Below are 19,333 nucleotides of genomic sequence, written 5' to 3'. Positions count from 1 at the left end.
TCTCACAAAATCGCATCGAACGCGCTGCGCAGCGTCTCGTGCCTGAACACAAAGCCGCGGCTCAGCGCCTTGTTGGGCAGCACGCGCTGACCGCCGAGCAGCAGCTCGTCGGCGAAGCCGCCGCCGATCCGGCGCAACAAGCCGCCGGGAATGCGGAAAATCGCCGGCCGATGCAGGCGGCGGCCAAGCTCCTCGGTGAATTTTGCATTGGTCACCGGGATCGGCGCGGTGGCATTGACGGGGCCCGACAGATCCGGCGTTGCCATCACATAGGCGATCAGGCGAATGAGATCGTCGCGCTCGATCCAGGACATCCACTGCCGCCCGGTGCCGATGGGACCACCGAGGCCGAACTCGAACGGCGTCAGCATGCGCGTGACGAAGCCGCCTTCGGTGCCGAGCACGAGGCCGATGCGCAAACAGACGACGCGCACGCCAAGCTCCTCCGCGGGCCGCGCCGCCTTCTCCCAGGCCGCGCAGAGCTCGTGGCTGAAACAGGCGTGCGACTTGGCCGACTCCGTCAGCACCTGGTCGGCCCACAATCCGTACCAGCCGATCGCGGAGCCGCTGACCAGCACCTCGGGCTTGCGATCGAGCCGCGCGATCAGTTTGACGATTTCGCCGGTCATGTCGATGCGGGAGCCAAGAATCTTCGCGCGCTTCGCCTCGGTCCACAAGCCGTTGCCGATCGGCTCGCCGGCGAGATTGACGATGGCGTCGATTGGCGTGTCCGCGGCGAGCTGATCGAGGCTGGTGATCAGCGTGATCGGCGGCGGCAGCATCTCCGCCTTCGCGGGATTGCGGATCAGCGCGATGACCTGATGCCCGGCGCCGCTGAGGCTCGCCGCGAGGCGACTGCCGATGAAGCCGGTGGCACCCGTTATCAGCACGGTCTTGCGGCCCGGGAGCTTTTCGACAAGCCCCTCGGCGGGAACGCTGCGCATCCGGCCGAGCCGGCGCATTGCGGCAAAATCCCTGAGGCCACAGAGCGAGGCGCCAACCGCGCAGGCGGTCGCGGCGATGCTGAGCAGGCCCTGGTTCATGACGGTCACGCCAAAGGGCTGCATCGCCCAATCGGTCAGCACCGGTAGCAGCAGCACGAGAATGGCGCCGTAATTGATCGCGAGCAGCGTGTGGTTGATGCGCTCGCTCGGCGGCAGTTTCCGGCTCAGATCCTCCTCGACGAAATCCATCAGCGTGATGACGATCTCGGCGACCAGCACCGCGACGATCAGCAGCGCCAGCAATCCATAAACCTCGAGCCAGCCGAGCACGAGGAACAGCAAGGCATAGAGCATGTTGCGGATGCCATGCAGCTTGAGTTCGAAACGCTGCGACACCCGCCAGGCCAGGCGCTCGGTGAATTCGTGGTGATAGAAGGTGTCGAACACGCCCATCACGATCTGGATGGCGATGAGCGTCCACAATAGCGGCGTCATGATACGGCCTCCCTGAAGGTGGCGGACTGGTGGATCAGCGCGCCGTAACGAGGATGAATGACATCGAGGGTGAAGCGGAATGCGCCGTTGCCGAGGTCGCGGTGCGTCACCGTGAGATCGCCCGGGGTGAACCAGCGCGGCAACGGGATCCACAGGCGTCCGAGCTGGAGCCCATAACCGGCACTGCGGAAGGTCAGTGTCTGGTCCTCGACCGCGGTGCGGAGCGCCATCGAGACGCCGAAGCCGACATATTCCTCGAGCCCCGTCGGACCGGCAAAACGCTTGGCGGAATGGATCACGTGCGGAAAGCCGCGCTTGCGCGCGCAGATGCGGGTCCAGGTCTGACCGCCGGTCGTGCCGTCCTCGGTCACGGTGACGATCATGGGAACACCGGTGTCGCGGCCGGTCGGCAGCGGCCCGCCGATCAGGCGCGCAGCCTGGGCGAACCACCAGCCGATGTCGCTGAAGGAGACCTCGTCGACCACGCCGACATAGACGACGCTCTCGCCGTCCGCGACGCGTTTGGAGAAACGCCGCCACGTCGCCAGCGGCAGCCGGCCCCAATCCTCGTTCGACAGCAAAGTGCGGAAGCGGCGATCGTCGAGCAGTCGGGTGTGAGCGGAGGTCGATGCGTTGCAGCCTAACAATCTTGCCGACGTCATCGTACCCTCCTCAATACTATTTGGCCTTGCCCAGCGGCAGCAGGTTGGCGATCTTCTCGCCAAGCCGCATCAAGGCGACCAGCCGCGGCCGCGGCACCTTCAGCATCTGCATGAACCAGTGATCGGCGAGCTCGGTGAAGGCGAGCATCTCCTTCAGCCGCTTGCTCGCGACCGGATTGATGGTCGGATCGCCGGCGGCATCGGACACGCACGCCCTGAGCGCCGCGATCGCCGGATCGAGCTCCCGCTCCTTGCGCCGCGCCGCTATTCTGGCGGCGACCTCCCAGATGTCGGTCTCGGCCTCGTAATGGTCGCGGCGGTCACCGAGGATCGGCACCCGCCGGATCAGGTTCCAGGCGAGCAGCTCCTTGAGCGAGTTGGAGACGTTCGAGCGAGCCATGCCGAGCGTGTCGGCGATGTCCTCGGCGGTCATCGGCGCCTCGGCAAGATAGAGCAGCCCGTGAATCTGGCTGACCGAGCGATTGACGCCCCACTCGTCCCCCATGTCGCCCCAATGCAGGATGAAGCGCTCGACGGCGGCGGGAAGTTTCTTCTTTCCGGTCATTTCTGTCATGACAGAAATATCTGACGATAATGTCCCCTTGTCAAGCGGGCTTCATCCCGTATACGGGTGCCGGATATCTGCCTAAAAATGTCCCAACTTCAGGGAACCATCCGCCTCCTGTGGCGTTTGCTCCCGTCGAGGCAGGGTCCCGGAATGATCGGAAAGTTCAGTCAACAGCGAGACTTGTTCGAGAGCGAGCGCAGTTTCCGGCTGTTGGTTGAGGGAGTTGCGGACTACGCCCTCTACATGCTCGATCCCAGAGGGATCATCACCAGCTGGAATATCGGCGGCGAGCGCATCAAAGGCTATTCGCCCGGGGAGATCCTCGGCCAGCATTTCTCCCGCTTCTACACCGAGACTGACCGTGCCAACGGCAGGCCGGCCCGCGCGCTCGGCATCGCGCGGGAAAAGGGCCGCTATGAGGAGGAAGGCTGGCGCGTCCGCAAGGACGGCACCTTCTTCTGGGCAAGCGTCGTGATCGACCCGATCTACGAGGACGGCGAGCTGGTCGGTTTCGCCAAGATCACGCGCGACATCACAGAACGCCGCAATACGCAGCTCAAGCTCGAGGCGATGCAGAAGCAGCTCGCCGAGTCCCAGAAGTTCGATGCGCTGGGGCAGCTCACCGGCGGGGTCGCGCACGACTTCAACAATCTCCTGATGATCATCAGTGGCAGCCTGCACATGCTGAAGCGGGGCCCCGACGACGCGGCCAAGGTTCAGCGCGCGATCTCGGCGATCGAGACCGCCACCAAGCGCGGCGCGGCGTTGACCAACCAGCTCCTCACCTTCGCGCGGCGGCAGAGCGTCAATCCGCAGGCGATCGATTTCGCCGAACGCATCGCGGCGATCCGCGAGGTGCTCGATGCCGGCGTCGGCAGTTCCGTACGCCTGGCCTTCGACATCGGCCCCGACGTTTGGCCGGTCAAGACCGATGCCTCCGAGCTCGAGACCGCGCTGCTCAACCTCGTCATCAATGCCCGCGACGCGATGCCCGACGGCGGCACGGTGACGATCGGTGCGCACAATGTCGTGCTGGACGAGGCGCCGCTTGCCGGCGACTTCGTCGCAATCGACGTCACCGATACCGGGCTCGGCATTCCCTCCGACGTTCTCGACAAGATCTTCGAGCCGTTCTTCACCACCAAGCCGATCGGAAAGGGAACCGGCCTCGGCCTTTCCCAGGTGCACGGCTTCGCCCATCAGGCCGGCGGCACCGTCAAGGTCGCAAGCGCGCTCGGCAAGGGCACGACGTTCACCATCCTGCTGCCGCGCGGAGAAGACACGCCGTTGCGAGAAGCGGCTGAAGGACCATCCTTCCAAGGCAGCGGCACGGTGCTGCTGGTCGAGGACAATCCCGACGTTGCGCTCGTCAGCATCGGTCTTCTGGAGCAGCTGGGCTACCACGTCCACCGGGTCGCCGACGCCGAAGCCGCCTTGCGCGAGATCGAGAATAGCGGCGTCGACTTCGTGTTCTCGGACATTGTCATGCCCGGCAAGATGGACGGGCTCAGCCTCGCCCATCGCCTCCGTCAGATCCGTCCTGGCCTGCCGATCCTGCTCGCCACCGGCTACAGCGACGTCGCCGCCGGCGTGCGCGGCGATTTCCCGATCCTGCGCAAGCCGTACGAAATCCACGAGCTGAGCGAAGCGATCGCCAAGCTGCCGCGGTGAGGTTCTCGAGAGGTGAACACTTCGTAGGGTGGGCAAAGCGAAGCGTGCCCACCATCTCACGACGATCGCGAAAGTCGTGGTGGGCACGGCGCAAGAGCGCCTTTGCCCACCCTACGAGACCAACTTAGCCGCTCGGCATTTACCTTTCCATGCGGCCGGCGCGCAGACAGCACCTACACCGTCGGCAACACCGAGAACGCTTCCCCTGCCCTGCGCAGGTTCAGCTCATCCGCGCTCGCGGTCTCGCTCGTCACGCTGTCCACGCGCGAGGATGGCGGGCCGTGGCGGCACAGCGCGACCATGTCGGCGACATGCTTCGGTGCGCCCGCGAACAGCGCTTCGACGCAACCGTCGCGGCGGTTGCGGACCCAGCCTTCGAGGCCGCTCGCAGTTGCCTGGTACTCGACCCAGGCCCGGTAGCCGACGCCCTGGACGCGGCCGCGGATCATCACCTGGAGGATCGCCCGGCTCATTTTTTCAGCCCGAGAAAGTCGGCGCTGCGCGCCTTGACGTCGGCCTCGCGCATGACGCGGGTGGTCAGGTCCGATGATGCCAGACCTCTCAGCGCCTTCGGCGCCGTGCCTTCGCGCAGTGCCTTCTGCGTTTCATACACGGCTTGCGTCGCAGCCGCGATCGGCGCGTGGCCCTGAAGCGCGATACGCACGCGCTGACTGGCGAGATAGTCGAGCGCGCTCAGCTCCTCCGGGGCACCGCCAAGCACGATCGGCAGGCGCGTGGCGGCTGCGACGGCCTCGAGCTCCGCGCGCGACTTGATGCCGGTGAAGAACAGCGCATCGACCCCGGTCGCCTCATAGGCCTGCGCACGGCGGATCGCGTCCTCGATCGAGGTGATCGAGGCTGCTCCCGTGCGGCCCATGATGACCAGCGAGGCATCGCTGCGGCCATCGAGCGCCGCCTTCATCTTGCCGACGCCTTCCTCGAGCGAGATCAGCTGCGTCTTCGCCTCACCGAAGGCGGCCGGCAGCAGCGTATCCTCGATGGTGAGGCCGGCGGCGCCAGCGGTCTCCAGCTCCTGCACCGTGCGGCGGACATTGAGCGCATTGCCATAGCCGTGATCGGCATCGACCAGCACCGGCAGGCTAGCTGCGCGCGACATCCGCCGCATCTGCTCCGCAAGCTCGGTGAGCGTGATCAGCGTGATATCAGGATCGCCGAGCACCGCGAGCGAGGCGACCGAACCGCCGAACATGCCAAGCGGAAAGCCGAGGTCCTCGGCGATGCGGATCGAGATCGCGTCATAGACCGAGCCGGGATGGATGCAGGCCGAGCCCGACAGGATGAGGCGCAGTTTCTCGCGGCGGGAACGAAAGGCCATGGGTGCCTCACTCTCAATTCCGCATCCTGAGGAGCGCGCTCTTGCGCGCGTCTCGAAGGATGCAGGCCCGGCTGTGGCCTCGCCCTTCGAGACGCCGCGCAAGCGCGGCTCCTCAGGGTGAGGGTCGACTGTCGTACTCCGGAGCGCCTTACGCAAACTCCAGGATCAGCGCGTCCACCGCCAGCGTCGCACCGGCGCTGGCGTGAACCTTCTTCACGGTGCCGTCCTGCTCGGCGCGCAGCACGTTCTGCATCTTCATGGCTTCGACCACCGCGAGCGTCTCGCCGGCCTTGACCTCCTGCCCTTCGGTCACCGCGATCGAGACGATGAGCCCGGGCATCGGGCACAGCAGCTTCTTGCCGGTGTCGGAGGCCGTCGTCACCGGCATCAGCCGCGCCGAGGTCGCTTCCGTCTCGGTCCAGACATAGACGGGGACCTCGACGCCCTGATGCGCGAGGCGGATGCCGTTCGGGATCGGCCGCGCCTGCACCGCGACGAAGTGGCCGTCGATGCTGCCCTGCCAGACCGGATCGCCCGGCTTCCACGGCGAGGCCAGCAGATGCGAATTGCCGGCCTTGCCCTCGGCGTCGATGAAGCGCACGGCGATCGCCTCGCCTTCGCGTCCGACCTCGAGCTGGATCTCCTGGCGGTCGAGCCAGACCGCGCGGCGCCGCTCGCGCTGCACGACGCGGCCGCCCATCTGCCCCGAGATCTGGCGCTTGCGCTCCCCCAACACGTGATCGATGGCGGCGCCGACCGCGGCGATGCGCCGGGCGACCTCGCCTTCCGGCACGCGCACCGCAAAGCCTTTGGGGAATTCCTCGGCGATGAAGCCGGTCGAGAGCCGCCCCTCGCGCCAGCGCGGATGATGCATCAGCGCCGACAGGAACGGGATGTTGTGCCTGATGCCGTCGACATAGAACGAGTCGAGCGCGGTCGCCTGCGCCTCGATCGCGGCCGCGCGCGAGGGCGCATGGGTGACGAGCTTGGCGATCATCGGATCGTAATGGATCGAGATCTCGCCGCCCTCCTGGACGCCGGTATCGTTGCGGATGGTGATGCCGTCCTTGCTGGCTTCCGCCGGCGGACGATACTTCACGAGCCGCCCGATCGAGGGCAGGAAGTTGCGGAACGGGTCTTCGGCGTAGAGGCGCGATTCCACCGCCCAGCCCGTCAGCGTGACGTCCTTCTGCGCGATGGCGAGCTTCTCGCCGGCGGCAACGCGGATCATCTGCTCGACGAGGTCGATGCCGGTGACGAGCTCGGTGACGGGATGCTCAACCTGGAGGCGCGTGTTCATCTCCAGGAAGTAGAAGCTCTTGTCCTGCCCCGCGACGAACTCGACGGTGCCGGCGGAGTCGTAATTCACGGCCTTGGCCAGCGCGACGGCCTGCTCGCCCATCTTGCGGCGCGTGGCCTCGTCGAGCAGCGGCGACGGCGCCTCCTCGATGACCTTCTGGTTGCGGCGCTGGATCGAGCACTCGCGCTCGCCGAGATAGACGACATTGCCGTGCTTGTCGCCCAGCACCTGGATCTCGATGTGGCGGGGATCGACGATGAACTTTTCGACGAAGACGCGATCGTCGCCGAACGAGGCCTTGGCCTCGGCCTTGGCGAGGTTGAAACCTTCCGCAACCTCGGAGGTCGAATGCGCGATGCGCATGCCCTTGCCGCCGCCGCCGGCGGACGCCTTGATCATCACGGGATAGCCGATCTCGTCGGCGATCCTGACCGCGTGCTTGTCGTCCTCGATGACGCCGAGATAGCCGGGCACGGTCGAGACCCTGGCCTTGGCGGCCGCCTTCTTCGACTCGATCTTGTCGCCCATCGCCGCGATCGCGCCCGGGTTCGGGCCGATGAAGACGATGCCTGCGGCCTCCAGCGCGCGCGGAAACGCCTCGCGCTCGGACAGGAAGCCGTAACCGGGATGCACGGCCTCGGCGCCTGTCTTGCGGCAGGCCTCCACGATCTTCTCGATCACCAGATAGCTCTCGGCTGCCGCCGGCGGGCCGATCAGCACGGCCTCGTCGGCCATCTCGACATGGAGGGCGTCGCGGTCGGCCTCGGAATAGACGGCAACCGTCTCGATTCCCATCTTGCGGGCAGTCTTGATGACCCGGCAGGCGATTTCGCCGCGATTGGCGATCAGAATGCGTTTGAACATGCTTTTCTTGAGTCTCGACCTTGGGCGGGACCCTTCCCTGGCCGTTGGGGCCTATGGGACGGGCCGTGTGGCTCCCGTGGTACATCAAAATCGGCCGGAGGCAACGGTCTAAATCCGGGCCATCTGGCGTACCAGCGCAAGACCGAAACCGGGCTGACAAGCCGTCGGACGACCTACGGCTTGCCGGGCCTCGACGCGGACCTGGTGACGTCCCGGAGCAGGCCATGAACAAAGCCCAGCTTGCCGACCACGGCGGGCGACAGGATGAAGGGATAGAGGTCACGCAGGCCCATGGCGCGGTTGACGCTGTTCATGGCGAAGGTGAAGGGCAGCCATGCGTTGACCAGCGCCTCGACGTCCCTCGCCTCATAGGGGTTGAAGCGGATACGCGCCGTCAACTCCCCGTCGCGGTCGACCTTGGGACGCACCTCCATGCCGAACTCGGCGGCCATCTCCAGGGTGTCGACGATGTGAAGATAATGCGCCCAGGTCTCGGCGAAATCTTCCCAGGGGTGCATCGTGGCATAGGCCGAGACATAGTTCTGCTGCCAGTCCGGCGGCGCGCCTTCGGCATAGTGACGCCGCAGGGCCTGGCCGTAATCGGTGGAATCGTCACCGAATACCGCGCGGCATTCCTCGAGCTTGCCGCCGCCCTGCACCAGCACATCCCAGAAATAGTGCCCGACTTCGTGCCGGAAATGCCCGAGCAGCGTACGATAGGGTTCTCCCATCTCGAGCCTGCGGCGCTCGCGCTCGATGTCGTCGGTCTCGGTGAGCGCGATCGTGATCAGGCCGTTGTCGTGGCCGGTCATGACCCTCTCTGCGCTGTTCGGATCGTCGGCGAGGAAATTGAAGATCAGACCATGCTCGGGATCGTCTTGCCGGGCCTGGAGCGGCAGCTTCCAGCGGATCAGGGAATAGAACAGGCGGTGTTTCGCCACCTCCAGCTCGCGCCAGCCGGCAAGCTGGCGGGGGTCGGACAAATCCGGCACGATGCCGTTGTGGCGGCATGCGCGGCAATAGCCGTTGCCCTCGCCTGGATCCGTCAGCCAGTTGCAGGCATCGTACTCGGCATTCCGGCACAGCATCCGGCTTTCGCCCTTGTCGGCCAGGATCCGCCAGGCCTCTCCGTCGGGCTCGATCGCCGACATCGTCTCCTTCTCCGGCAGGAAGGCGACCCGATGGCCGCAGCGTTCGCAGGCACGGTTCTCGAAATAGAGAACGTTGCCGCAGGCCTGGCAGACAAAGAGCTTCAAGATTTATCCTCTTCGGAAAGGGAGCCTTATCAAAGACATTCGCGACGCCTCGCGAAGACGCGTCCGCCGGCCGATCGTTCCAGTCTCCGGAACAAATTGCCAGACCCGGCGTTCGTTCATGCGCACCGCCATCCGTTTAATGGCGCCTTTCCCAGCCTAATTCCTCTAAACAATGGCCTTCACGCTCCGTCTGTGTGAATATCGGTCCGGCACGTGCGCTCCCGCATGACAACGGCCGATGCCTTGAACGATCCCTTGCCCGAGACCATCGCCGCCGAAAGGCTGCGTCAACACCTCGAAGACGTCGCGCGCGAGCGCGACAACGCCTATCGCGCGCTCCAGGAGCGCGAGGCCGAGTTGGCGCGCATCCAGCGCATCGGCAAGGTCGGCGGCGTCGAGGTCGATTTTCGCGAAGGCTTCAAGAACCGCCGCTCGCCCGAATACCTCATGATCCACGGCCTGCCGCCGGAGGCGGCGGAGGAGTCGCACGAGGACTGGGTCAATCGCATCCATCCCGAGGACCGCGACGCCACCGTCAAGCACTTCGTCGATGCACTCGCTGGTACGAGCGAAGACTACACCGCCGAATACCGCATCGTCCGTCCCAATGACGGTGAGACCCGCTGGATCCGGGTCGTCGCCAAGATCGAGCGCGACAAGGACGGCCGCGCCATCCGGCTCGTCGGCGCCCATATCGACATCACCGACCAGATGCTCGCGCGCGAGACCCTGCGGGAGAGCGAGGAGCGCTTCCGGCTGATCGCCGACAGCGCGCCGGTGCCGATCTGGGTGACCAAGCTCGATCGCAAGCGCTCCTTCGCCAACCAGGCCTATGTCGATTTCGTCGGCCTGCCCTACGATGAGGCCATCGACTTCGACTGGCGCAAGGTGCTGCACCCCGACGACCTGCCGCACGTGCTGCAGCAATCGGTCCAGGGTGAAGCGTCGCTCAAGCCCTTCGTGCTGGAAGCGCGTTACAAGAACGCCAGCGGCGAATGGCGCTGGCTGCGCTCGGAATCGCAGCCGCGCTGGGACCCGACCGGCAAGCACATCGGCTTCATCGGCGTCGCCCACGACATCACCGTCGCCAAGCAGGCCGAGATCGAGCTGCGGCAGCTCAACGAGACGCTGGAAGAGCGCATCGCCGAGCGCACGGCCCAGCTCGAATCCAACGAGGCGCGGCTGCGCGCGATCCTGGAGACCAGCAACCAGTATCAAGGCCTGGTCAATCTCAGGGGCGAGCTGCTTTACGCCAACAACACCGCACTCGATGGCATCGGGGCGAGCTCGTCGGATGTGATCGGAAAGCCGTTGTGGGAGACGCCCTGGTTCAGCGCGACGGAGGGCATGAGCGCGCAGGTGCGCGAGGCCTTCCACACCGTGCTCAAGGGCGAAGCCGTGCGGCTGGAGATGCGGCTGCGCCTTCCCATCGGCGAGCGCGATTTCGACTTCGGCATGCGCCCCGTGCTCGACCGCCACGGCAACATCACCGGCGCCGTCCCTGAAGCCGTCGACATCACCGAACGCCGGCGCGGCGAGGAAGCCCTGCGGCAATCGCAGAAGATGGAGGCGATCGGCCAGCTCACCGGCGGCGTCGCCCACGACTTCAACAATCTCCTCACAATCATCCGCTCGGCCACCGACTTCCTGCGCCGCCGCGAGCTGCCGGAAGAGCGCCGCCGCCGCTATGTCGATGCCATCTCCGAGACCGTCGAGCGCGCCTCCAAATTGACCGCCCAGCTTCTGGCGTTCGCGCGCCGGCAGCCGCTGAAGCCGCAGATCTTCAACGTCGGCAGCCAGGTCGAGGGCGTCGCGCAGCTGGTCCGACCGCTGGTCGGCGGCCGTATCGACATCGCGGTGGAGATTCACGATGCCGACTGCTTTACCGTCGCCGACATCGCCCAGTTCGAGGCCGCTCTGATCAACCTCGCCATCAACGCCCGAGATGCCATGAACGGCGAAGGTCGCCTGATCATCGCCGTGCGCAAGGTCTCCGGGATTCCCAGCCTGCGCGCACAATCGGCGCGCGGCGGCGACTACGTCGCCATCTCCGTCAGCGACACCGGCAGCGGCATCGCGCCGGAACATCTCGACTCGATCTTCGAGCCGTTCTTCACCACCAAGGAGGTCGGCAAGGGCACCGGCCTCGGCCTCAGCCAGGCTTTTGGTTTCGCCAAGCAGTCCGAGGGCGACGTCGCGGTGACGAGCACCCAGGGCAAAGGCGCGACCTTCACCATCTATCTGCCGCAGGCACAAAGCCCCGCGACCGACAAGGAAGCCGCGGCACTGACCCATGAGGCCGCGGCCACCGGGCGCGGCTATCGCGTGCTCGTGGTCGAGGACGACGACGAAGTCGGCCGCTTCTCCACCGAGCTTCTGGAAGATCTCGGCTACGTCGTTCGCCGCGTCGCCAACGCCAACGCCGCGCTGGCGATCCTCGGCGAGAACGAATTCGCCGTCGACCTCGTCTTCTCCGACGTCATCATGCCCGGCATGAACGGCGTCGAGCTCGCCGGCATCATCCGCGAGCGCTATCCGGGCCTGCCCGTGGTGCTCACCTCCGGCTACAGCAACGTGCTCGCAGAAAACGCCCATCGCGGTTTCGAATTGATCCAGAAGCCGTATTCGGTGGAATCGCTGTCGCGCATCCTGCGCAAGGCGATCACGGAGAAACTGTCGGTGGCAAGGTGAAAGTGAATTGCGCGGGACGCTGTCGCAAGCTCCGACATTGCGAGTGTAGCGCAGCAATCCAGACTGCCTTCGCGGGGAGACTCGGGATTGCTTCGTCGCTCCGCTCCTCGCTATGACGGAGCTCTTGCGCCGTTCCAACCCGCGGTTGTGAGGTCTTGAGGCGGGAACAAAGCTATCGTGAGATCGGTTTTTGCCGAAGCGATTCCCAGCCTCGATCGAGTAACCGATGCCCAGCGAAGATCCCGATCAGGACAGGCGCGCCGGCCGCGCACTGGACGCGGCCAATTTCTTCCTCGCCGATGTTCGCGACGGGCTCGGGCCCTATCTCGCCGTCTATCTCCTCACCGAGCAACACTGGAATGAGGCGCGCATCGGCCTCGTGATGTCGATTGCGACCATCGCCGGAATCGTGGCGCAGACACCGGCCGGTGCGCTGGTGGACGCCACGCGGGCAAAGCGGCTCGCGATGATGATTGCCGCCATTCTGGTGACCCTGGCCTCGCTCTCGCTGCCGCTGTTTCCGGGCTTCCTCCCTGTCGCGATCTCGCAAGGGGTCGCCCAGGCCGCCGCGGTGATCTTCCCGCCGGCGATCGCCGCCATCTCGCTCGGCATCTTCGGCCATGCCGCCTTCACCCGGCGGATCGGCCGTAACGAGACTTTCAATCACGCCGGCAACGCTGTGGCGGCGGGGCTGGCCGGTCTGTCCGCCTATTGGTTCGGACCGACCGTCGTGTTCTACCTGCTCGGCGCGATGGCAATCGCGAGTCTCGTCAGCATCCTGGCGATCCCCGAACGGGCCATCGATCACGATCTCGCGCGCGGTCTGCACGACGCTGATACCAACGGCGCAGCCGAGCGGCCTTCGGGCCTTTCCGTGCTGCTGACCTGTCGTCCCCTGCTCGTCTTCGCGATCTGCGTGGTGCTGTTTCACCTGTCCAATGCGGCCATGCTGCCGCTGGTCGGACAAAAACTCGCGCTGCAGGACAAGAACATGGGCACCAGCCTGATGTCGGCCTGCATCGTCGCGGCGCAAATGGTGATGGTGCCGTTTGCAATGCTGGTCGGCGCCCGGGCCGATCGCTGGGGCCACAAGCGCTTCTTCCTCGCCGCGCTGCTGATCCTGCCGATCCGCGGCGCCCTCTACACGCTCTCGGACAATCCATTCTGGCTGGTCGGCGTGCAGTTGCTGGATGGCGTCGGCGCCGGCATCTTCGGCGCGATCTTTCCCGTCATCGTCGCCGACCTCATGCGCAACACCGGCCGCTTCAACGTCGCGCAAGGCGCCGTCATCACCGCCCAGAGCATCGGCGCTGCGCTGTCGACGACGCTGGCCGGCTTCGTCGTGGTCGGCGCGGGCTACAGCGCAGCGTTCATCACCCTCGGCATCGTCGCTGCGATCGGCGCCGTCATCTGCATGCTCGCGCTGCCCGAGACACGACAGGGCGGCCCACGCCCACGGGGGGAGACAGCGGCGCCGGCATCCGCTATCGCTGCGGAATGAACTCATTTCACGTCAAGGATTGACCGTGCCGTCTGACGCCATCTTGGCCTGGAGCATCATCGTCGCTGCGACCGCAGGCGTCATCATCCGTCCGTTCCGCCTGCCCGAGGCGATCTGGGCCGTGATCGGTGCCGGCGCCCTGGTACTATCAGGCCTGCTGCCGTGGCAGGATGCGCTTGTCGGCATCGAGAAGGGCGTCGACGTCTATCTCTTCCTGATCGGCATGATGCTGATCGCCGAGCTCGCGCGCCTCGAGGGCCTGTTCGACTACCTCGCCGCGCTCGCGGTCGAATACGCGGCCGGCTCGCCGCAGCGGCTGTTCCTGCTGATCTATCTCGTCGGCACGCTCGTCACGGTGCTGCTCTCCAACGATGCCACCGCGATCGTGCTGACGCCCGCCGTCTATGCCGCGACGCGCGCGGCCGGCGCCAAGCCACTGCCCTATCTCTTCGTCTGTGCCTTCATCGCCAACGCCGCGAGCTTCGTGCTACCGATCTCCAATCCCGCCAATCTCGTCGTGTTCGGCGCGCGCATGCCCGAGCTCACCGAATGGCTGCGTATGTTCGCCCTGCCCTCGGCGGCGTCGATCCTGCTGACCTACATCGTGCTGCGCCTGACCCAGCACCGGGCCCTGAAGGAGGAGACGATTGCGCGCCGCGTGCCGCATCCAAAACTCGGCCGCGGCGGCAAGCTGACGGCGATCGGCATCGTCGCGATCGGCGCCGTGCTGGTCACGGCGTCTGCGCTGGACAAGCAACTGGGGCTGCCGACGTTCATCTGCGGCGGCGTGACGGCCGCGATCGTGCTGCTGCTCAGCCGGCAATCGCCATTGCCCGTGCTGCGCGGCGTGTCCTGGAGCGTGCTGCCGCTCGTGGGCGGGCTCTTCGTCATGGTGGAGGCGCTGATCAAGACCGGCGTGATCGCGCAGCTCAGCGCGCTGTTGCACCAGGCGGTGGCGCAATCGGTACCGAAGGCGGCCTGGAGCGTCGGCATTGCCACCGCGCTGGCCGACAATATCGCCAACAACCTGCCGGTCGGCCTCGTCGCCGGCTCGGTTGCCGCCAGCGACCATCTGCCCGCCCCAGTCGTCAGCGCCATCCTGATCGGCGTCGACCTCGGCCCCAATCTGTCGGTGACGGGGTCGCTCGCCACCATCCTCTGGCTGGTCGCGCTCAGGCGGGAGAAGATCGAGGTCGGCGCCTGGCCGTTCCTCAAGCTTGGCCTGCTGGTGACGCCGCCCGCCTTGATCGCGGCGCTGGCAGCGGCGATCAGGTAACGCAGGCCTCGGCCCTCGAAATTCAGTGGAAGCTATTTGCGGTGCGTCAATGCCGGCGGCGACGCTGCGGCTAGAATTCCATTGTCGCGCCAATCAGACGAATATGACGCGGCAAGGAAGGTTCATCATGCAGATCCAATCGAAAGCGTTGCCGCAGAGCTCCTTTCTGCGTCGCGCGATCCGGAGCCTCACCGCAGCGAGCGAGAGCGGTGTCGAGACGGCCCATCCCCTGCTGGTCTTCTCCGCAGTGGCGTTGTTCACACTGTTCGTCATCGTGGAGGTCGACCTCCACTCCGCCCAGCTTCAGGCGCTCGGCCTGCTCGGCCATGGGATGGGAATCGATCCGGTCTTCCTGAGCCCGTAGTCGCCGGCCGCAGCGTCCCGAAATCAGTCCCGATCGCGGCGACGACGCCGCGACCGGGTGGCGCATCGTCAGTCGTTCTCGTAGCCGTAGACTTCCGGCAGGATGAAGATCGCGGCGAGCAATCCGATCAGCGGGAAGATCGCGACCATCAGCGTGGCATTCGCCTGCCCGATCGCGGCGAACACCGTCGGGAACAGGAAAATCGCCAGGAACGACGGCAGCTTCACGAACATGTAGGCGAAGCCGCTGGCGGTGCCGCGATATTTCGGCTTGGCGACCATGGTCGGGATCGTCATGCAGTTCGACGCGTCCCAATAATGGCCCCACAGCATCGCGGCGGCCGCGAACGGCAGCAGGATCTTGTTGTCGGTGTAGAGCGCGAAGGCCGCGACCAGCAGCGAGGCCAGCACGATCGAGAAGCCGGCGATCGCGATGCCGCGGTGGCCGATCTTCGGCGTCAGCAGCGGCCCGACCCAGCCGGACAGTGCGGCGAAGGAGAACAGCGCCATCGTCACCAGGTTGATGCCGAGCACGCTCGACACGCCGACCATCACGAACAGCACCGGCAAATAGAACGCGAAGGTCGAGAACTCGCTCGCCTGGGTGAAACAGGCGATCCAGCCGTAGACCGTGGCGCGCCAGCGGATCGGATCCTTCTTGAGGTCGGCGAGGAACGCACGCGTGCTGGTCTTCGGAACAACCACATCCTGATCCGGCAGCATGTCGAGATTGTCGTTGAACATCTCGCGCGCGACCCGCTTGGCCTCGCGATAGCGCCCCTTCTGCACCAGCCACACCGCCGTCTCCGGCACGTCGTGGCGCATCAGAAGGATGATCAGCGCCGGCACCGCGCCGAGGCCGAGCGTCACGCGCCACAGCATCTCGTGCTGCATGTCGATCAAGAGGAAGATCACGATGACGCCGATGGTGAGGACCTCGCCGACCGCGAACATGAACTGCCAGCGGTTGCCCATGACCTCGCGCTCGCCCTTGGCCATGGATTCCATGATGTAGGTGTAGCCGGTCGAGATGTCCGAGCCGAGCGGGATGCCAAGCAGGAAGCGGATCACGATGAGCCAGGTGACGTCAGGCACGAAGGCCTGCGCCAGCGCCAGCACGATGAACATCACCATCGTCACCAGGAACATGACGCGGCGGCCGATCTTGTCGGACAGCCAGCCGCCCAGCAGCGCGCCGATCAGGGCCCCGCCCTGCGTGCCCGCCGCGGCAAGGCCCAGCATCAGCGCCGTGGGATTGTACTGCTCCTTGATGAAGATCAGCACGAAGGCGATCGAATAGAGGTCCCAGGCTTCGACCAGGATCGAGGCCATCATCAGCCAGCCGACCTTGTTGCCCTTGGGACTGTAGTTCGTGATGAGGTAGCGGACCGCGGCTTCGTTCGCGGTCGGTTGTGGCATCACCATCGTTGTCATGCTTGGTCCTCTTTTCAAAACTCGCTACGTGCCGAGCAGCGGCTCGATGCTGCAATCGAGCAGGCGCGGGTCGATCCCCGCTTCCATGCCCGTGAATATCTCGCCCATGTAGTCGATCAGCCCATCGCTCGCCTTCACAGCGTCGTCGACGCGGCGGCTGGCCACCGCGGCGAGAATGGCGAGATGACGATCGATCGTGCCCGACAGGTCGGCCTGCCCCGGCATGAAGCGGTGGTGGATGTAGCCGATGCGCCGGTACAGCGTGTGCAGTGGCCGCAGCGTGTGCACCAGGAACGGCTCGCCGGCGGCTTCCAGCACCAGCGCGTCGATGCGGCGGTCGATGTGATTGAATTCGTCGAGGGTGAGGCTGGCACGGCGCTCGCGCAGGAGACGTTCGATGTGCAGTGCCTGATTGCGATGCGAGAGGCTGGCGCGATCGGCCGCAAGGCGGATCACGAAACGCTCCATGTCGCGGCGCAAGGCCAGCAGCATGCGTTCGCGCGCAAGATCGATCGGCGCAATGTGCAGTCCGTGGCGCGGACGGATGATGATGAGCGTATCGGCGGAGAGACGATTGACGGCATGGTGCACCGGCGTGCGCCCGAAGCCGGTGATCTGCTGCAATTCCAGCATGGTCATGAACTGACCGGGCTTGAGCTCGCAATGAACGAGCAGCTCCTCGATCCTTTGATAGGCCAGCTCGAAGAAGTTGAGACGGTTGCGCCGGGAGGGCCTGCTCTCGCCGTCCTGGTCGCTTCTCACCACTTCGAGCGCGCGCTTGCGCCGTGCCATGTTGTCCTCCCTGCCACCCTGCTCGCGCGATCGAGCGGCGGCATATTTGTGACATCCTTAAAACATGTTGTGATATATTACAAGCGGGCGTATGACTGCCCACCGAGATCGCCGGTTTTGACCGGCACAGACACGAACAACAAGACGGGCGCGAGGCGCCTTATCATGGGAGGACTGTTGCAGTGAAGATCACGTCGATCGAGACCCTGCGCACCGAGGAATTCTCCAACGTCATCTGGGTGCGAATCCACACCGACACCGGCGTGATCGGGCTCGGCGAGACCTTCTACGGCGCGGGCGCGGTCGAGGCGCAGATCCACGATACCTTTGCGGGCCGCCTGCTCGGCCGCAATCCCCTGCACATCGAAGCGATCCACCGCGACATGCTGAACCTGCCGATGGCGCAGTCCTCCACTGGCGTCGAGTATCGCGCGGCCTCCGCGATCGACATCGCGCTGTGGGACCTGTTCGGCAAGGTCTGCAATCAGCCGGTGCACCAGATGCTCGGCGGCCTCTGCCGCGACAAGCAGCGCATCTACAACACCTGCGCCGGCACGCAATATGTCCGCTCGACCAACATCAGCCCGGTCTCGAACTGGAATCTCGGCGCCGCCAAGGGCCCCTATGAAGATCTCGACGGCTTCATGAACCGCGCCGATGCGCTGGCCGAAAGCCTTTTGGAGAGCGGCATCTCCGCGATGAAGATCTGGCCGTTCGATCCGGCGGCGCAGGAAAACAAGGGCCTCTACATCACGGCAGCCCAGATGAAGCAGGCGATCGAGCCGTTCGAGAAGATCCGCAAAGCGGTCGGCGACAAGATGGAGATCATGGTCGAGCTCCACTCGCTGTGGAACCTGCCGACCGCCAAGCAGATCGCGCGCGCGCTCGAGCCGTACAAGCCGACCTGGTACGAAGACCCGATCCGCATGAACTCGCCGCAGGCGCTGGCCGAATACGCCCGCTCGACCGACGTCTGGGTCTGCGCCAGCGAGACGCTGGGCTCGCGCTTTCCCTACAAGGACATGCTCGACCGCGACGCCATGCATGTGGTCATGGCGGATCTGTGCTGGACCGGCGGTCTCACCGAGGGCCGCAAGATCGCGGCGATGGCCGAGACCTATCACCGGCCCTTCGCGCCGCACGATTGCATCGGCCCGATCGGCTTCATCGCCGCCATCCACATGTCGTTCAGCCAGCCCAACACGCTGATCCAGGAATCGGTGCGCGCCTTCTACAAAGGCTGGTACAATGAGCTCGTCACCACGATGCCCGTGATCAAGGACGGTTTTGTCTATCCGATGGAAGGCCCCGGTCTCGGCGTGGACCTCCTGCCCGCCGTATTCGACCGCTCCGATCTCACCGTGCGTCGCTCCAACGCCTAAGGACTTTCTGACATGAGCACCTCTCTTTTCGATCTTTCCGGCCGCACCGCGCTCGTGACCGGCTCCTCCCGCGGCCTCGGCCGCGCCATCGCCGAGGGCATGGCCAAGGCCGGCGCGAAGATCATCGTCAACGGCGTCGATCCCAAGCGAGTCGAGCAGGCCGTCGCCGAGTTTCGCGCCGCCGGGCATCAGGCCGAAGGCGCAGCCTTCAACGTCACCGACGAGCCCGCCATCGTCGCGGCGTTCAACGACTTCGACAAGAAGAACATCGCGGTCGACATCGTCGTCAACAATGCCGGCATCCAGCACCGCAAGCCGCTGGTGGAGTTCACCACCGACGAATGGCGCAAGGTGATCGAGACCAACCTGACCAGCGCCTTCGTGATCGGCCGCGAGGCGGCCAAGCGCATGATCCCGCGCAAGCACGGCAAGATCATCAATATCGGCTCGCTCGGCAGCGAGCTCGCGCGCCCGACCATCGCGCCCTACACCGCGGCCAAGGGCGGCATCAAGAATCTCACCCGCTCGATGGCGGTGGAATGGGCCCAGCACGGCATCACGGCCAATGCGATCGGTCCCGGCTACATGCTGACCGACATGAACGAGGCGCTGGTCAACAACACCGATTTCAACAACTGGCTGATGGGCCGCATCCCCTCCAAGCGCTGGGGCAAGCCGGACGAGCTGGTCGGTGCCGCGATCTTCCTGGCGTCGGACGCCTCGACCTACGTCAACGGCCAGATCATCTATGTCGATGGCGGCATGATCGCCGCGATGTGATCCGCGAACCAGGAGCAA

At 65.5% G+C, this 19,333-nt stretch carries 16 protein-coding genes; 7 read left to right on the top strand and 9 right to left on the bottom strand.

Annotated features, from left to right (window positions below; translation table 11 throughout):
* Window positions 1-2: 2 nt before the first annotated feature.
* From CIT37_RS17560 to CIT37_RS17550, 3 genes are read right to left on the bottom strand one after another with little or no spacing between them, the layout of a single operon-like run.
* A complete protein-coding gene (locus CIT37_RS17560; protein WP_095426268.1) occupies window positions 3-1,439 on the bottom strand; it encodes a TIGR01777 family oxidoreductase in 1,437 nt (478 codons plus the stop codon).
* Window positions 1,436-2,101 carry a DUF4166 domain-containing protein gene (locus tag CIT37_RS17555; protein ID WP_038972901.1) on the bottom strand — a complete coding sequence of 222 codons (666 nt, stop codon included), beginning with the start codon at window positions 2,099-2,101 and terminating at the stop codon, window positions 1,436-1,438. Before CIT37_RS17555 ends, CIT37_RS17560 begins: the two co-directional genes overlap by 4 nt.
* Window positions 2,102-2,117: 16 nt before the next feature.
* Window positions 2,118-2,675 carry a GbsR/MarR family transcriptional regulator gene (locus tag CIT37_RS17550; RefSeq protein ID WP_028140584.1) on the bottom strand — a complete coding sequence of 186 codons (558 nt, stop codon included), beginning with the start codon at window positions 2,673-2,675 and terminating at the stop codon, window positions 2,118-2,120.
* A 144-nt stretch (window positions 2,676-2,819) separates the two neighbouring features.
* On the opposite strand from CIT37_RS17550, the gene CIT37_RS17545 reads away from it, so the two are divergent.
* Window positions 2,820-4,340 (top strand): PAS domain-containing hybrid sensor histidine kinase/response regulator family protein, encoded by a 1,521-nt coding sequence (locus CIT37_RS17545; RefSeq protein WP_095426267.1) that lies wholly within the window; start codon window positions 2,820-2,822, stop codon window positions 4,338-4,340.
* A gap of 173 nt (window positions 4,341-4,513) precedes the next feature.
* Here the strand turns inward: CIT37_RS17545 and CIT37_RS17540 are convergent, their stop codons facing one another.
* The 4 genes from CIT37_RS17540 to CIT37_RS17525 all read right to left on the bottom strand — a co-directional run bounded on the left by CIT37_RS17540 (window position 4,514) and on the right by CIT37_RS17525 (window position 9,096).
* Complete coding sequence (locus tag CIT37_RS17540) at window positions 4,514-4,813, bottom strand: acylphosphatase (protein ID WP_018320639.1); 300 nt, start codon at window positions 4,811-4,813, stop codon at window positions 4,514-4,516.
* Window positions 4,810-5,676, bottom strand: a complete 867-nt coding sequence (locus tag CIT37_RS17535) for an isocitrate lyase/PEP mutase family protein (RefSeq protein WP_028140586.1) — start codon at window positions 5,674-5,676, stop codon at window positions 4,810-4,812. Before CIT37_RS17535 ends, CIT37_RS17540 begins: the two co-directional genes overlap by 4 nt.
* 148 nt (window positions 5,677-5,824) lie before the next feature.
* Window positions 5,825-7,840: an acetyl-CoA carboxylase biotin carboxylase subunit gene (locus CIT37_RS17530; RefSeq protein ID WP_038974943.1), complete on the bottom strand. Its 2,016-nt coding sequence runs from the start codon at window positions 7,838-7,840 to the stop codon at window positions 5,825-5,827.
* Between the two features lie 173 nt (window positions 7,841-8,013).
* Complete coding sequence (locus tag CIT37_RS17525; protein WP_095426266.1) at window positions 8,014-9,096, bottom strand: zinc-binding metallopeptidase family protein; 1,083 nt, start codon at window positions 9,094-9,096, stop codon at window positions 8,014-8,016.
* 213 nt (window positions 9,097-9,309) lie between these two features.
* Here CIT37_RS17525 and CIT37_RS17520 point away from each other — a divergent pair, with 213 nt between their 5' ends.
* The 4 genes from CIT37_RS17520 (at window position 9,310) to CIT37_RS17505 (ending at window position 14,928) form a co-directional block, all read left to right on the top strand.
* Complete coding sequence (locus tag CIT37_RS17520; RefSeq protein WP_038972903.1) at window positions 9,310-11,787, top strand: hybrid sensor histidine kinase/response regulator; 2,478 nt, start codon at window positions 9,310-9,312, stop codon at window positions 11,785-11,787.
* A gap of 226 nt (window positions 11,788-12,013) precedes the next feature.
* The gene (locus tag CIT37_RS17515) at window positions 12,014-13,288 is read left to right on the top strand and encodes an MFS transporter (protein ID WP_095426265.1); all 1,275 of its coding nucleotides are present in this window, start codon (window positions 12,014-12,016) and stop codon (window positions 13,286-13,288) included.
* A gap of 25 nt (window positions 13,289-13,313) precedes the next feature.
* A complete protein-coding gene (locus tag CIT37_RS17510; protein WP_161966424.1) occupies window positions 13,314-14,564 on the top strand; it encodes an arsenic transporter in 1,251 nt (416 codons plus the stop codon).
* 127 nt (window positions 14,565-14,691) lie between these two features.
* Window positions 14,692-14,928, top strand: a complete 237-nt coding sequence (locus tag CIT37_RS17505) for a hypothetical protein (RefSeq protein ID WP_026202394.1) — start codon at window positions 14,692-14,694, stop codon at window positions 14,926-14,928.
* Between the two features lie 68 nt (window positions 14,929-14,996).
* Here CIT37_RS17505 and CIT37_RS17500 read toward each other — a convergent pair whose 3' ends face one another.
* Window positions 14,997-16,361: an MFS transporter gene (locus CIT37_RS17500; RefSeq protein ID WP_028140912.1), complete on the bottom strand. Its 1,365-nt coding sequence runs from the start codon at window positions 16,359-16,361 to the stop codon at window positions 14,997-14,999.
* 24 nt (window positions 16,362-16,385) lie between these two features.
* The gene (locus CIT37_RS17495) at window positions 16,386-17,153 is read right to left on the bottom strand and encodes a GntR family transcriptional regulator (protein ID WP_038972905.1); all 768 of its coding nucleotides are present in this window, start codon (window positions 17,151-17,153) and stop codon (window positions 16,386-16,388) included.
* A gap of 182 nt (window positions 17,154-17,335) precedes the next feature.
* On the opposite strand from CIT37_RS17495, the gene CIT37_RS17490 reads away from it, so the two are divergent.
* Window positions 17,336-18,535 (top strand): mandelate racemase/muconate lactonizing enzyme family protein, encoded by a 1,200-nt coding sequence (locus CIT37_RS17490; RefSeq protein ID WP_028140914.1) that lies wholly within the window; start codon window positions 17,336-17,338, stop codon window positions 18,533-18,535.
* Between the two features lie 12 nt (window positions 18,536-18,547).
* Window positions 18,548-19,315 (top strand): glucose 1-dehydrogenase, encoded by a 768-nt coding sequence (locus tag CIT37_RS17485; protein ID WP_028140915.1) that lies wholly within the window; start codon window positions 18,548-18,550, stop codon window positions 19,313-19,315.
* Window positions 19,316-19,333 lie beyond the last annotated feature (18 nt).

The organism is Bradyrhizobium ottawaense, from assembly GCF_002278135.3.
Lineage (GTDB): Bacteria > Pseudomonadota > Alphaproteobacteria > Rhizobiales > Xanthobacteraceae > Bradyrhizobium > Bradyrhizobium ottawaense.
Note: the sequence above shows the minus strand (reverse complement) of the source record. Positions and strands in the feature narration are given on the sequence as shown.